Annotated in this window: 12 protein-coding genes; 11 read left to right on the forward strand and 1 reads right to left on the reverse strand. The window is 54.0% G+C overall.

What is annotated here, in order from left to right; genetic code table 11:
* Positions 1-243: 243 nt before the first annotated feature.
* The 4 genes from dnaK (at position 244) to nhaR (ending at position 5,746) form a co-directional block, all read left to right on the forward strand.
* A complete protein-coding gene (dnaK, locus tag DEU53_RS14040; protein ID WP_101762153.1) occupies positions 244-2,148 on the forward strand; it encodes a molecular chaperone DnaK in 1,905 nt (634 codons plus the stop codon).
* Between the two features lie 104 nt (positions 2,149-2,252).
* Positions 2,253-3,386 (forward strand): molecular chaperone DnaJ, encoded by a 1,134-nt coding sequence (gene dnaJ, locus DEU53_RS14045; RefSeq protein ID WP_101762152.1) that lies wholly within the window; start codon positions 2,253-2,255, stop codon positions 3,384-3,386.
* Between the two features lie 231 nt (positions 3,387-3,617).
* A complete protein-coding gene (nhaA, locus tag DEU53_RS14050; protein WP_101762151.1) occupies positions 3,618-4,796 on the forward strand; it encodes a Na+/H+ antiporter NhaA in 1,179 nt (392 codons plus the stop codon).
* Between the two features lie 35 nt (positions 4,797-4,831).
* Entirely contained in the window at positions 4,832-5,746 is a 915-nt protein-coding gene (gene nhaR / locus DEU53_RS14055; protein WP_110867505.1) for a transcriptional activator NhaR, read from the forward strand.
* Between the two features lie 40 nt (positions 5,747-5,786).
* Here nhaR and rpsT read toward each other — a convergent pair whose 3' ends face one another.
* Positions 5,787-6,050: a 30S ribosomal protein S20 gene (gene rpsT / locus DEU53_RS14060; protein ID WP_036619798.1), complete on the reverse strand. Its 264-nt coding sequence runs from the start codon at positions 6,048-6,050 to the stop codon at positions 5,787-5,789.
* 318 nt (positions 6,051-6,368) lie between these two features.
* Here rpsT and ribF point away from each other — a divergent pair, with 318 nt between their 5' ends.
* The 7 genes from ribF (at position 6,369) to carA (ending at position 14,723) form a co-directional block, all read left to right on the forward strand.
* Complete coding sequence (gene ribF / locus DEU53_RS14065; protein ID WP_101762149.1) at positions 6,369-7,307, forward strand: bifunctional riboflavin kinase/FAD synthetase; 939 nt, start codon at positions 6,369-6,371, stop codon at positions 7,305-7,307.
* 27 nt (positions 7,308-7,334) lie between these two features.
* Positions 7,335-10,154: an isoleucine--tRNA ligase gene (gene ileS / locus DEU53_RS14070; RefSeq protein ID WP_110867506.1), complete on the forward strand. Its 2,820-nt coding sequence runs from the start codon at positions 7,335-7,337 to the stop codon at positions 10,152-10,154.
* Entirely contained in the window at positions 10,154-10,660 is a 507-nt protein-coding gene (lspA, locus tag DEU53_RS14075; protein ID WP_101762147.1) for a signal peptidase II, read from the forward strand. The genes ileS and lspA overlap by 1 nt, the downstream gene beginning before the upstream one ends.
* A gap of 3 nt (positions 10,661-10,663) precedes the next feature.
* Positions 10,664-11,134, forward strand: a complete 471-nt coding sequence (gene fkpB, locus DEU53_RS14080) for an FKBP-type peptidyl-prolyl cis-trans isomerase (RefSeq protein WP_101762146.1) — start codon at positions 10,664-10,666, stop codon at positions 11,132-11,134.
* Positions 11,115-12,068, forward strand: a complete 954-nt coding sequence (gene ispH / locus DEU53_RS14085; protein ID WP_064737614.1) for a 4-hydroxy-3-methylbut-2-enyl diphosphate reductase — start codon at positions 11,115-11,117, stop codon at positions 12,066-12,068. The genes fkpB and ispH overlap by 20 nt, the downstream gene beginning before the upstream one ends.
* A gap of 221 nt (positions 12,069-12,289) precedes the next feature.
* Positions 12,290-13,105 (forward strand): 4-hydroxy-tetrahydrodipicolinate reductase, encoded by an 816-nt coding sequence (dapB, locus tag DEU53_RS14090; RefSeq protein WP_110867507.1) that lies wholly within the window; start codon positions 12,290-12,292, stop codon positions 13,103-13,105.
* A 469-nt stretch (positions 13,106-13,574) separates the two neighbouring features.
* Positions 13,575-14,723: a glutamine-hydrolyzing carbamoyl-phosphate synthase small subunit gene (carA, locus tag DEU53_RS14095; RefSeq protein ID WP_101762144.1), complete on the forward strand. Its 1,149-nt coding sequence runs from the start codon at positions 13,575-13,577 to the stop codon at positions 14,721-14,723.
* Positions 14,724-14,732: the final 9 nt, after the last annotated feature.

A 14,732-nucleotide genomic window follows, 5' to 3' on the forward strand; every position in this document is an offset into this window, starting at 1 on the left:
TGGGGGCGCGAGGCGCTGCATAATAAGCGGCCTCTTTTTGCCCAACTTTGATCTGAATCGACGAGAGAATGAAATTTTTTTTAGTTTTAACCCTTGATGCGCATCGAACCGGCCCCATTTACTTGTCATCGAGCGTTGTGAGGCAGCAAAAAAAGCCTGCTTCAGCAGTTGAAAGTGGTCAGTTTGGCCGCATCTCTGTTTCACAACCCAAATTGGCAAAGAATTTAAGTAGGAGACGTTTAGATGGGCAAGATTATTGGTATTGACTTGGGTACAACCAACTCATGTGTTGCAGTTATGGATGGTGGTAAAGCACGCGTACTGGAAAACGCCGAAGGCGATCGCACCACGCCGTCGATCATTGCGTATGCACAGGATGGCGAAACTCTGGTGGGTCAACCGGCTAAACGTCAGTCTGTGACCAATCCGCAGAACACCCTGTTTGCGATCAAGCGCCTGATTGGCCGTCGCTTCCAGGACGAAGAAGTACAGCGTGATATTAAAATTATGCCGTACAAAATCATCGGCGCAGATAACGGCGACGCATGGCTGGACGTAAAAGGCCAGAAAATGGCACCGCCGCAGATCTCTGCTGAAGTGCTGAAAAAGATGAAGAAAACCGCGGAAGATTTCCTCGGTGAAGCCGTCACTGAAGCGGTTATTACCGTTCCAGCTTACTTCAACGATGCGCAGCGTCAGGCGACCAAAGACGCCGGCCGTATCGCGGGTCTGGAAGTAAAACGTATCATCAACGAACCAACCGCAGCTGCACTGGCTTACGGCCTGGATAAAGGTCAGGGCAACCGCACCATCGCGGTATACGACCTGGGCGGTGGTACTTTCGATATCTCAATCATTGAGATCGATGACGTTGATGGCGAGAAAACCTTTGAAGTTCTGGCAACCAACGGTGATACCCACCTGGGTGGTGAAGACTTCGATAGCCGTCTGATTAACTATCTGGTGGCTGAATTTAAGAAAGATCAGGGCATCGATCTGCACAACGATCCGCTGGCCATGCAGCGTCTGAAAGAAGCGGCAGAGAAAGCCAAGATCGAGCTGTCTTCAGCACAGCAGACCGACGTTAACCTGCCTTACATCACGGCGGATGCGACCGGTCCTAAGCACCTGAACATCAAAGTAACACGTGCGAAACTGGAATCACTGGTTGAAGACCTGGTTTCTCGCTCTATCGAGCCGTTGAAAGTGGCTCTGCAGGATGCGGGTCTGTCTGTTTCAGACATCAACGACGTGATCCTGGTGGGCGGTCAAACGCGTATGCCAATGGTTCAGGCGAAAGTGACTGAGTTCTTTGGTAAAGAGCCACGTAAAGATGTGAACCCGGATGAAGCGGTAGCCGTGGGTGCTGCGGTTCAGGGCGGCGTGTTGGCGGGTGAAGTGAAAGACGTTCTGCTGCTGGACGTGACTCCGCTGTCGCTGGGTATCGAAACCATGGGCGGCGTGATGACTTCGCTGATTAGCAAGAACACCACCATACCAACCAAGCACAGCCAGGTGTTCTCTACCGCTGAAGATAACCAGTCTGCCGTGACCATTCACGTGCTGCAGGGTGAGCGTAAGCGTTCAGGTGATAACAAATCCCTGGGCCAGTTCAACCTCGACGGTATCCAGGCTGCACCGCGCGGTATGCCGCAGATCGAAGTCACCTTCGATATCGATGCGGATGGTATCCTGCACGTGTCTGCGAAAGACAAAAACAGCGGTAAAGAGCAGAAGATCACCATCAAGGCTTCTTCTGGTCTGAATGAAGAAGAGATCGAAAAAATGGTGCGTGACGCGGAAGCGAACGCCGAGTCTGACCGCAAGTTCGAAGAGCTGGTTCAGACCCGTAACCAGGGCGATCAGATTTCGCACAGCACCCGTAAGCAGCTGGACGAAGCGGGCGACAAACTGTCTGCTGACGACAAAGCGCCAATCGAAGCTGCGTTGACCGAGCTGAACACCGCGCTGAAAGGCGAAGACAAAGCAGAAATCGAAGCCAAAATGCAGGCATTGATGGAAGTGTCCAGCAAACTGATGGAGCTGGCACAGCAGCAGGGTCAGGCAGCTGATGCAGGCGATGCTTCTGCACAGAAAGAAGACGACGTTGTCGACGCTGAGTTCGAAGAAGTTAAAGACAAAAAATAATTGCCCCTGACCGGGCGCGACGGCTGGCCTGACAGCCGTTGAAACCAGCACGGGCGTAGGAGATCTCTCCACGCCCGTGCGATCATGTTAAGGGCAGAACAAATATGGCTAAGAGTGATTTATACGAGATCTTAGGCGTCTCTAAATCCGCAGATGAGCGTGAAATCAAAAAGGCTTATAAGCGCCTGGCGATGAAATACCATCCGGACCGTAATCCGGACAATAAAGAAGCCGAAGCGAAGTTTAAAGAAATTAAGGAAGCCTACGAAATTCTGACCGACGCACAGAAGCGTGCGGCCTACGACCAATATGGTCACGCAGCCTTTGAACAAGGCGGCATGGGCGGCGGTGGTGGCTTCGGCGGCGGCGGTGCCGACTTCAGCGATATCTTTGGCGACGTATTTGGCGATATTTTTGGTGGTGGCCGCCGTCAGCGTGCCGCACGTGGCGCCGATTTACGCTACAACATGGAGCTAACGCTGGAAGAAGCGGTACGCGGCGTGACCAAAGAGATCCGCATTCCAACACTGGAAGAGTGCGATGTCTGCCACGGCAGCGGCGCGAAAGCGGGGACCAAACCGCAGACCTGTCATACCTGTCATGGCGCAGGCCAGGTGCAGATGCGTCAGGGCTTCTTCACCGTGCAGCAGGCGTGTCCGACCTGTCACGGTCGCGGTTCAGTGATCAAAGATCCGTGCAATGCTTGTCATGGTCACGGTCGCGTTGAGCGCAGTAAAACTCTATCGGTGAAAATTCCAGCAGGCGTGGATACCGGCGATCGCATTCGTCTGACCGGCGAAGGTGAAGCGGGCGAACAGGGCGCACCAGCGGGCGATCTGTACGTTCAGGTTTCGGTGAAAAAGCACCCGATCTTCGAACGTGAAGATAACAACCTGTATTGCGAAGTGCCGATTAACTTCGCGATGGCAGCATTGGGCGGCGAGATTGAAGTGCCGACGCTTGATGGGCGTGTGAACCTGAAAGTGCCTTCTGAAACGCAAACTGGCAAGCTGTTCCGCATGCGCGGTAAAGGCGTGAAATCGGTGCGTGGTGGTGCGGTAGGCGATTTGCTGTGTCGTGTGGTGGTGGAAACGCCAGTCAGCCTCAATGACAAACAGAAAGCGTTACTGCGTGAACTGGAAGAGAGTTTTGGCGGCCCGAGCGGCGAGAAAAACAGCCCGCGCTCCAAAAGCTTCCTCGACGGCGTGAAGAAGTTTTTTGACGATTTAACACGTTAATCCCGTCTGGGATGCTTAATAAAGCGGAGAGGAAACTCTCCGCTTTTTTTATGTTTTCCCGCCAACGCGTCGCTCCTGATATAAGCTCAATCTGCCTGGCGTGAGATAAAAGCAGAAACCCTTTCGTAATGCATCGGTATTATCGAGTCGTTAACGAGACATAAGCTGCTTTTAACGAGGTGTTTGAGCCGCTACACTTCTCAGCCTAAATGTCTCTACTCAGGAGGAGTTGTGAACAAACCCCGTTCTCTTCGAAGCTTACTGAAAAGCTTTATTGCCAGCGATGCCAGCAACGGCATGGTGCTGATTCTGGCGGCCGTCGCGGCAATGATTTTGGCTAACAGCGCGGAAACCGCTCAAGCTTATCAATCGTTTCTCGCCGAGCCGGTGCAGATTCGCTTCGGTGCATTAGACATCAGCAAAAACCTGCTGCTGTGGATCAACGATGCCATGATGGCGCTGTTTTTCCTGTTAATTGGTTTGGAAGTGAAACGTGAACTGATCACCGGTGAACTCGCCAGCCGCGATCGCGCCATTTTCCCGGTGATTGCGGCAATTGGCGGCATGGTTATGCCGGGACTGATTTTCCTGATGCTTAATCATGGCGATCCTATTGCACGTAACGGCTGGGCTATTCCTACTGCTACTGATATCGCCTTTGCTTTGGGCGTGCTGGCACTGTTGGGCAGCCGCGTGCCAACCGCGCTGAAAGTGTTCCTGATGGCGCTGGCGATTATTGATGATCTCGGCGCTATCGTGATTATCGCGCTGTTCTACACCAGCGATCTCTCCGTGCTGTCGCTGAGCGTAGCGGCAGGTGCGATTGTGCTGCTGGCGATTCTCAATCGTTGCGGCGTGCGTAACATTGCCATCTATATGTTAGTCGGCATTGTGCTGTGGACGGCGGTGCTCAAATCGGGTGTGCACGCAACGTTAGCGGGCGTGATTGTTGGCTTCTTCGTGCCGCTGGAAGAGAAGAACGGCCATTCTCCAGCCGAGCACCTGGCGCATGGTTTAATGCCGTGGGTAAACTGGCTGATTCTGCCGCTGTTCGCTTTTGCCAACGCCGGCATTTCGCTGAGCGGCATTACCTTTATGGATACGCTGTCGCCAGAGCCGCTGGGCATCATTCTCGGCTTGCTGATTGGTAAACCGTTGGGTATCACGCTGTTCTGCTGGCTGGCGGTGAAGTGGCGGCTGGCGGTGTTGCCGGCGGGCACCACGATACGCGATATCATGGCGATTGGTGTGCTGTGCGGTATCGGCTTCACCATGTCGATCTTTATCAGTTCGCTGGCGTTTGATGCCGCCCATGAGCAACTGGTGACCTTCTCCAAGCTGGGGATTCTCAGTGGCTCGCTGCTCTCAGCGGTGATTGGTTACACGCTGCTGCGCATCAAATTGCGTTAAAAGAGGAAGGAGGCGAAAGCCTCCTTTTTTTGCCGATGAATCAGCTCAACTTTAATCATCTCTACTATTTCTGGCAGGTGTGTAAAACCGGTTCGGTAGTGCGCGCGGCGGATGTGCTGTGCCTGGCGCCACAGACGGTCACTGGCCAGATTAAATCGCTGGAAGAGCAACTCGGCGGCGTGCTGTTTCGTCGTCAGGGGCGCGGTTTAGTACCGACGGAGCTTGGTCAACTGGTGTTCCGCTATGCCGACCGCATGTTCATGCTGAGCCAGGAGATGCTCGATATCGTTAACTACCGCAAAGAGTCGCATCTGCTGTTTGATGTTGGCGTAGCGGATGCCTTGTCTAAGCAACTGGTGAGCAAGGTGCTGCAGGCTGCGGTGGTGGCTGAAGAGGGAATCCATCTGCGCTGCTTTGAATCAACGCACGAGATGCTGCTGGAACAGTTAAGCCAGCACAAGCTGGATATGATTCTTTCCGATTGCCCAATTGATTCGACTCAGCAGGAAGGGCTGTTTTCGGTCAAGCTGGGCGAGTGTCCGATCAGCTTCTGGTGCAACACACCGTTACCGACGCTGCCGTTTCCTGCCAGCCTGGAAGAGCGGCGTTTGCTGATTCCGGGGCGTCGCTCGATGCTGGGTCGCAAACTGCTGAACTGGATTCACAGCCAGGGATTGCAGGTGGAGATTCTGGGCGAGTTTGATGATGCGGCATTAATGAAAGCTTTTGGTGCGCTTAACAACGCGATATTTGTGGCTCCGACGCTGTATGGCGACGAGATTTACCGGGATGACGCCATCAAAGAGATTGGGCGATTGGATGCGGTGATGGAGGAGTATCACGTGATCTTTGCCGAACGGATGATTCAGCATCCGGCGGTACAGCGGATCTGTCATCGCGACTTTAGTGCGCTGTTTACCCTGAATTGCAGGCATAAAAAAACCGGCTAAGCGCCGGTTCTTTTTTACAAAGCGATTAACAGACGGGCGATTAAGCCAGTTTGTTGATCTGAGCAGTCAGGTTTGCTTTATGACGTGCAGCTTTGTTTTTGTGGATCAGACCTTTAGCAGCCTGACGGTCCACGAGTGGTTGCATTTCGTTGAATGCGTTCTGCGCAGCAGCTTTGTCGCCTGTTGCGATAGCCGCGTATACTTTCTTGATGAAAGTACGCATCATTGAACGGTTGCTTGCGTTATGCTTGCGACGTTTCTCAGATGTTACGGCGCGTTTCTTAGCTGATTTGATATTAGCCAAGGTCCAACTCCCAAATGTGATCTATATGGACAAATCAAAGGCCGAGGACTATGCCTTTTGCGCCTTCTTATGTCAATGGATTTGTGCAAATAAGCGTCGTTTTAAAAACAACACTCGATTACGTAATTGATGGCGCAGGATTCTACCAGCAACGCGGCGTTGAATACAGTATTTCGCAGCAAAAATCTTCAGATCCTTGCTAAGCAACTGGCCACGCGTGGAATAAGCCGCGCCAGAAGCAGGAAAGGCACGTATACGGGTTAACCTAAACGCCATTCAAGGGTATAATCCGCCGATTTCCACCGGTTTGAGTCAGCCATGAAGTTTATCCGCGGTATTTATAATCTGAAAGAGCAGCATCGCGGCTGCGTCCTGACCATTGGCAATTTCGACGGCGTACATCGCGGCCACCAGGCTTTGATGGCGCAGCTGATTGCCGAAGGACGAAAACGCAATCTGCCGGTGGTGGTGATGGTATTTGAGCCACAACCGCTTGAGCTGTTTGCCGGCGACAAAGCCCCGGCACGCCTTACGCGTTTGCGTGAAAAGCTGAAGTACCTCGAACAAGCGGGCGTCGATGCCGTACTCTGCGTACGTTTTGATCGTCGCTTCGCTGCGCATTCGGCGCAGAGTTTTATTTCTGAATTGCTGGTAGACAAGCTCAACGTCAAGTTCCTGGCCGTCGGCGATGATTTCCGCTTCGGCGCTGGTCGCCAGGGGGATTTCCTGTTATTACAGAAAGCCGGTGCGGAGTATGGCTTTGAGGTTATCAGCACCCAGACTTATTGTGACAGCGGCAAGCGCATCAGCAGTACCGCCGTTCGTCAGGCGCTGGCGCAGGATGATTTTGCGCAAGCCGAAGCGCTGCTGGGCCATCCGTTCAGCATCTCAGGCCGCGTAGTGCACGGCGATGCACTCGGGCGCACTATCGGTTTCCCAACGGCTAATCTCCCTTTGCGTCGCACCGTTACGCCGGTTAAAGGCGTGTTTGCGGTGGCAGTGTTGGGCCTTGGCGATCAGCCGCTGCCCGGCGTGGCCAATATTGGTACGCGCCCAACGGTAAAAGGTTTACGTCAGCAGCTTGAAGTTCATCTGCTCGACACACATATGAATCTCTATGGGCGTCACATTGAAGTGGTGCTGAAACAGAAGATTCGCGATGAACAGCGTTTCGCTTCGCTGGACGCGCTGAAAGAACAAATTGCGAAAGATGTGGTGACAGCCCGCCAATTCTTTGGGCTAAAAACACCGGTTTAATGACCGAAATACGGAATCGAGAATCTGATGAGTGACTATAAATCTACCCTGAATTTGCCGGAAACGGGGTTCCCGATGCGTGGCGATCTGGCCAAGCGTGAACCGGGAATGCTGCAACGTTGGTATGATGACAACCTGTACGGCATCATCCGCGAAGCCAAAAAAGGGAAAAAAACCTTTATTTTGCACGATGGCCCTCCTTATGCGAACGGCAGCATTCATATTGGTCACTCAGTTAACAAGATTCTGAAAGACATTATCGTTAAGTCGAAAGGCATGGCGGGCTACGACTCGCCGTACGTTCCAGGTTGGGACTGCCACGGCTTGCCGATTGAGCACAAAGTTGAGCAGATGATTGGTAAGCCGGGCGAAAAAGTGAGCGCGTCTGAATTCCGTGCCGCTTGCCGCCAATATGCGGCAGAGCAGGTTGAAGGGCAGAAAAATGACTTCATCCGCCTCGGCGTGCTCGGTGACTGGGATCGTCCTTATCTGACGATGAATTTCGAGACCGAAGCCAACATCATCCGTGCGCTGGGTAAAATCATCGGCAACGGCCATCTGCACAAAGGCGCTAAGCCGGTGCACTGGTGCATGGATTGCCGTTCGGCGCTGGCTGAAGCGGAAGTGGAGTATTACGACAAAACTTCGCCATCCATCGATGTGATGTTCAATGCCGTGGATGCCGATGCGGTGCGCGCGAAGTTTGGCGTCGCTGCTTCAGAAGGCCCGGTTTCACTGGTGATCTGGACCACCACGCCGTGGACCATGCCAGCTAACCGCGGTATCTCGCTGCATCCAGAATTTGAATACCAGCTACTGCAGATCGACGGTCGCAGCCTGATTCTCGCCAAAGAGATGGTTGAGAGCGTGATGAAGCGCGCGGGTATCAGCGACTGGACCGTGCTGGGCGAATGCAACGGCGCGGCGCTGGAGCTGCAGCTGTTCCAGCATCCGTTCCTCGAGCAGATCCAATCGAAAGTGGTATTGGGTGATCACGTGACGCTGGAGGCCGGTACCGGTGCGGTACATACTGCGCCAGGCCACGGCCCGGATGACTATGTTATCGGTCAGAAATACGGTCTGGAAACCGTCAATCCAGTGGGGCCGGATGGCACGTATCTGCCAGGCACCTACCCGACGCTGGATGGTGTAAACGTCTTTAAAGCCAACGACATGATCGTTGAGCTGCTGAAAGAGAAGGGCGCGCTGCTGCACGTTGAGAAACTGCTGCACAGCTACCCGCACTGCTGGCGTCATAAAACGCCAATCATCTTCCGTGCCACGCCACAATGGTTCATCAGCATGGATCAGAAAGGCCTGCGTGCGCAGTCGCTGAAAGAGATCAAAGGCGTGCAGTGGATCCCGGATTGGGGCCAGGCGCGTATCGAAGCGATGGTAGCGAACCGTCCGGACTGGTGTATCTCACGTCAGCGTACGTGGGGTGTGCCGATGGCGCTGTTCGTGCATAAAGAGAGCGAGCAGCTGCATCCGGATACGCTGGAGCTGATGGAGAAAGTCGCGAAACGGGTTGAGCAGGACGGCATCCAGGCGTGGTGGGATCTCGATCCGCGCGACCTGATGGGCGACGACGCTGACCACTACGTCAAAGTGCCAGACACCTTAGACGTCTGGTTCGACTCTGGATCTACCAGCTACTCAGTGGTGGATGCGCGTCCTGAATTCGGTGGCCATACGCCAGATATGTATCTGGAAGGTTCGGATCAGCATCGCGGCTGGTTCATGTCTTCTCTGATGATCTCCACGGCGATGAAAGGCAAAGCGCCTTATCGTCAGGTACTGACGCACGGTTTCACCGTGGATGGTCAGGGCCGCAAGATGTCGAAATCGATCGGCAACACCGTGGCGCCGCAGGATGTGATGGATAAGCTGGGTGCGGACATTCTGCGTCTGTGGGTCGCTTCTACCGATTATTCCGGTGAGATGGCGGTTTCCGACGAAATCCTGAAGCGTGCCGCAGACAGCTATCGTCGTATCCGTAACACCGCGCGTTTCCTGCTGGCAAACCTTGCTGGCTTTAACCCGGCGACCGATTGCGTCAAGCCGGAAGAGATGGTGGTGGTGGATCGCTGGGCGGTTGGCCGTGCGCTGGCAGCGCAGCAGGATATCGTGCACTCCTACGAAAACTACGATTTCCACGAAGTGGTGCAGCGTTTGATGCACTTCTGCTCAATCGAAATGGGCTCGTTCTATCTCGATGTGATCAAAGATCGTCAGTACACCGCAAAAGGCGACAGCCTGGCGCGTCGCAGCTGCCAAACCGCGCTGTGGCACATCGTTGAAGCGCTGGTGCGCTGGATGGCGCCAATCATGTCCTTCACCGCAGACGAAATCTGGGGCTACCTGCCGGGCGAGCGCGCGAAATACGTGTTCACCGAAGAGTGGTATCAGGATCTGTTTGGTCTGGCAGATAACGAAACGCTGAACGATGCTTATTGGGATGATCTGCTGAAAGTCCGCGGTGAAGTGAACAAGGTGATTGAGCAAGCGCGTAGCGACAAAAGCATCGGCGGTGCGCTGGAAGCGACGGTGACGCTGTATGCGGATGCCGAGCTGGCAGCCAAGCTGCAGGCGCTGGGCGATGAGCTGCGTTTCGTGCTGTTAACTTCAGGCGCGACCGTGGCGGATTACGCCACTGCCAGCGATGAAGCGCAGCAGAGCGAGCTGTTCAAAGGTCTGAAAATCGCGCTGCACAAAGCAGAAGGCGAGAAATGTCCGCGCTGCTGGCATTACACTACTGACGTTGGCCAGAATCCGGAGCATGCTGCGGTGTGTGGTCGTTGCTACACCAACGTCGCCGGCAATGGCGAACAGCGGAAATTTGCCTGATGAGTAAAGCGCTCTCTTCAACCGGTTTGCGCTGGCTTTGGCTGGTGCTGGTGGTGATTGCCATCGATTTTGGCAGCAAGATGTGGGTCATCAACAACATGATGCTGCATGAAACGCAGCCGCTGATGCCGTTCCTGAACCTGTTCTACGCACATAATTATGGCGCGGCGTTCAGCTTCCTGGCCGACAAAGGCGGCTGGCAGCGCTGGTTCTTCGCCGGCATCGCCATTGCTATCGTGGTGGCGCTGTTGGTGATGATGTATCGCAACGCTGCCAGCAACAAATTAACCAATATTGCCTACGCGCTGATTATCGGCGGGGCGTTGGGTAACCTGTTTGACCGTTCGTATCACGGTTTTGTGGTCGATTTTATCGACTTCTATGTCGGTGACTGGCACTTCGCGACCTTTAACATCGCCGACTGTGCCATCTGCATCGGCGCGGCGCTGGTAGTGCTGGAAGGTTTTCTCAGCCCGAACGGCAAACCGGCTAAACAGAAAGGGTAACTGATGACAGACTTAGTTCAGCGCGATAGCGCGTTGCTGGTGCATTTTACGCTGAAGCTGGAGGATGGCTCGACGGCCGAATCCACGCGCGCCAACGGCAAACCTGCGCTGTTCCGTCTGGGTGATGGCAGCCTGTCGGGTGCGCTGGAACAGCAGCTACTCGGGCGTAAAGTGGGCGACAAGCACGCATTTACGCTGGAGCCGGAAGATGCGTTTGGCGGCACCAGCCCGGATCTGGTTCAGTACTTCTCACGTCGTGACTTTAACGATGCGGGCGAGCCGGAAGTGGGTGCCATCATGCTGTTCAGCGGCCGCGGCGGCAGCGAAATGCCTGGCGTGATCCGTGAAGTTTCCGGTGACTCGATCACCGTAGACTTCAACCATCCGCTGGCGGGCCAGCGCATTCAGTTTGACATTGAAGTGCTGGAGATTGATCCGGCGCTGGAGGCCAACGATGCAAATCCTGTTAGCTAACCCACGCGGTTTCTGCGCAGGCGTTGATCGCGCCATCAGCATCGTTGAGCGCGCGCTGGAGATGTACGGCGCGCCCATCTACGTGCGTCACGAAGTGGTGCATAACCGCTACGTGGTGAGTAGCTTGCGCGAACGTGGGGCGATCTTCATTGAAGAGATCGCTGAAGTGCCGGATAACGCCATTCTGATCTTCTCCGCGCACGGCGTATCGCAAGCGGTTCGCGCCGAAGCCAAAGCGCGTAACCTCACCATGCTGTTTGATGCGACCTGTCCGCTGGTGACCAAAGTTCATATGGAAGTGGCGCGCGCTAGCCGTAAAGGTGTTGAAGCGATTCTTATTGGTCACGCGGGGCATCCGGAAGTGGAAGGCACCATGGGCCAGTACAGCAATCCTAACGGCGGCATGTATCTGGTGGAATCGCCGGAAGATGTGTTCAAGCTGAACGTCAAAGATGAGAGCAACCTGTGCTTTATGACGCAGACCACACTTTCAGTCGATGATACTTCGGACGTGATTGATGCACTGCGTCAGCGCTTCCCGGCGATTATCGGTCCACGTAAAGATGACATCTGCTACGCCACCACCAACCGTCAGGAAGCGGTACGCGTCTTAGCGCGTGATGCTGAAGTGGTGCTGGTAGTGGGATCGAAAAACTCCTCTAACTCGAACCGTCTGGCCGAACTGGCGCAGCGTGCTGGTAAGCTGGCGAAGCTGATTGATTCGGCTGATGACATCCAGGAAGAGTGGGTCAAAGACAAGCAGGTCATCGGCGTAACAGCGGGCGCTTCTGCTCCTGATATTCTGGTGCAACAGGTGATTCAACGTCTGCGTGAGCTCGGCGGTGAAGCGGCGATTGAGCTGATTGGCCGTGAAGAGAACATCGTGTTTGAAGTACCAAAAGAGCTGCGCGTCGACGTGCGAAACGTGCAGTAAGCGGTTTACACCGCAGTAAAATCAGGCCGACATTGTTCGGCCTTTTCTTTGCCTGTCGCTGTAGAAAATCCTACTTCCAGCATGCGGGATTGCTTTTACTGATAATGTTTCGCGGCTGGCATAAAATTCTTATATCCCTTTATTATTGTGGCGTGACTGTTATCTGACCGTTAACCTGTTTACGCTTTACATGCATAGATTTGTATCAGGAATGAATAATTATGAGTGAAATCCGCATTGCTATCGTTGGTGCGCCGGGTCGCATGGGACGCAATTTGATTCAGGCCGTACAGCAGGCGGAAGGTGTTGCGCTAGGCGCAGCACTGTCGCGTAGCGGTTCGTCATTGCTGGGCGTAGATGCTGGCGAACTGGCGGGCATCGGTAAAACGGGCGTGATCGTCTCTGACGACCTGCGAAAGGTGGTTAACGACTTCGATGTCCTGATCGATTTCACCCGTCCGGAAGGCACGCTGGAGTATCTGGCGTTTTGCCAACAGCACAACAAAGCGATGGTGATCGGTACCACCGGTTTTGATGAAGCCGGTAAAGCGGCGATTCGCGCGGCTGCTGAAGAGATTGGCATCGTGTTCGCCGCTAACTTCAGCGTGGGCGTCAACCTGGTGCTGAATCTGCTGCAGCAGGCAGCGAAGGTGATGGGCGACTACGCGGACATTGAAATCGTTGAAGCGCACCATCGTCACAAAGTTGATGCACCATCAGGTACTGCGCTGGCGATGGGCGAAGCGATTGCCGATGCCATGAAGTGGAATCTGGATGAGCACGCGGTGTATGCCCGTGAAGGTCATACCGGTGAGCGTAAAGCGCAAACCATCGGATTTGCTACCGTGCGCGCTGGTGATATCGTCGGTGAACACACCGCGATGTTTGCAGATATTGGTGAGCGCGTAGAGATTACCCACAAGGCTTCCAGCCGTATGACCTTTGCAAATGGTGCAGTTAAAGCGGCAAGCTGGTTAAAGAACAAGAAATCTGGCCTTTATGATATGCGTGATGTGCTGGATTTATCGATGTTGTGAGTGTTGTGAACCATCGTGATGTGGTTATTTCAATCGGTAAGACCTTGATTGACGAGGGCAATGTGATCATTGCCCTTTATTTTATCTGTAAATGACCATTTTGCTATATTATTGGTTCGAAGTGCTTATTTGTCGAAGTTGATGAGTGATTATCAGGCTTGCGATGGCTAATTTTGACCGTTTGGTCAAAAATTTATGCGCGCCAGCACCAGTTTGCCATTATCGCTGTCAGGCAACCGATTATTTTTCCGAGTTATCTCACTCTTTTGTCGCCTTTCGCCGTTTTTAACATTCAGTTGCCCGAAATATACAAAAAAATAACCACATGCTGTAGACAAGGTGCGGGGCGATCATTAGAATGCGCGCAATTTGCCAAAATTCGAGTACTCAGGCGGGTTTTGCATTGATTCTGGTACTGCTTTTGAATTAATATGCAAATATTGTGACTGTTTATTCCCTGGAGGATGTTTTGATTAAGTCAGCGCTCTTGGTTCTGGAAGACGGAACCCAATTCCACGGTCGGGCCATCGGGGCTACGGGGTCGGCAGTGGGGGAAGTTGTTTTCAACACTTCAATGACCGGTTATCAAGAAATCCTCACTGATCCTTCCTATTCCCGCCAAATCGTTACCCTCACTTATCCCCATATCGGCAATGTTGGCGTTAACGCAGCCGATGAAGAATCCAGCCAAATCCATGCTCAAGGCCTCGTAATTCGCGATCTGCCGCTGATTACCAGCAACTTCCGCAGCGAAGAAAGTCTGGCAGCTTACCTGCAGCGCAATAACATCGTTGGCATCGCCGATATCGACACGCGTAAACTGACCCGTTTGCTGCGCGAGAAGGGTGCACAGAGCGGCTGCATTATTGCGGGTGATAATCCGGATGCCGCACTGGCGCTGCAGAAAGCGCAGGCGTTCCCGGGCTTGAAAGGCATGGATCTGGCGAAAGAAGTGACCACCGCGGAAACTTACGCGTGGCAGCAAGGTAGCTGGACACTGGAAGGTGACCTGCCGGAGCAGAAAACGGCGGAAGAGCTGCCGTTCCATGTGGTGGCGTACGATTACGGCGCTAAGCGCAACATCCTGCGTATGCTGGTGGATCGCGGCTGCCGCCTGACGGTCGTGCCGGCGCAAACTCCGGCGGAAGAGGTTCTGGCACTTAATCCAGACGGTATTTTTCTGTCGAACGGTCCTGGCGACCCGGAGCCATGCGACTACGCCATTAACGCCATTCAGGCATTCCTGAAAACCGATGTTCCGGTATTCGGTATCTGCCTTGGGCACCAGCTGTTAGCGCTAGCGAGCGGTGCCAAAACCATCAAGATGAAACTCGGCCACCACGGCGGCAACCATCCGGTGAAAGATCTCGATAACAACACCGTGATGATCACCGCACAGAACCACGGTTTTGCGGTTGATGACAGCCAATTACCGGCCAATCTGCGCGTGACGCATGTGTCGCTGTTCGACCAAACCGTGCAGGGCATTCATCGCACTGACAAACCGGCCTTCAGCTTCCAGGGACACCCGGAAGCGAGCCCAGGCCCGCACGATGCGGCGCCACTGTTCGATCACTTCATCGAACTGATCAAAGCATACCGTTCTAACGCGAAGTAATCAGGAGCC

Origin of the sequence: Pantoea sp. AG1095, from assembly GCF_003208415.1 — a bacterium.
GTDB lineage: Bacteria > Pseudomonadota > Gammaproteobacteria > Enterobacterales > Enterobacteriaceae > Pantoea > Pantoea leporis.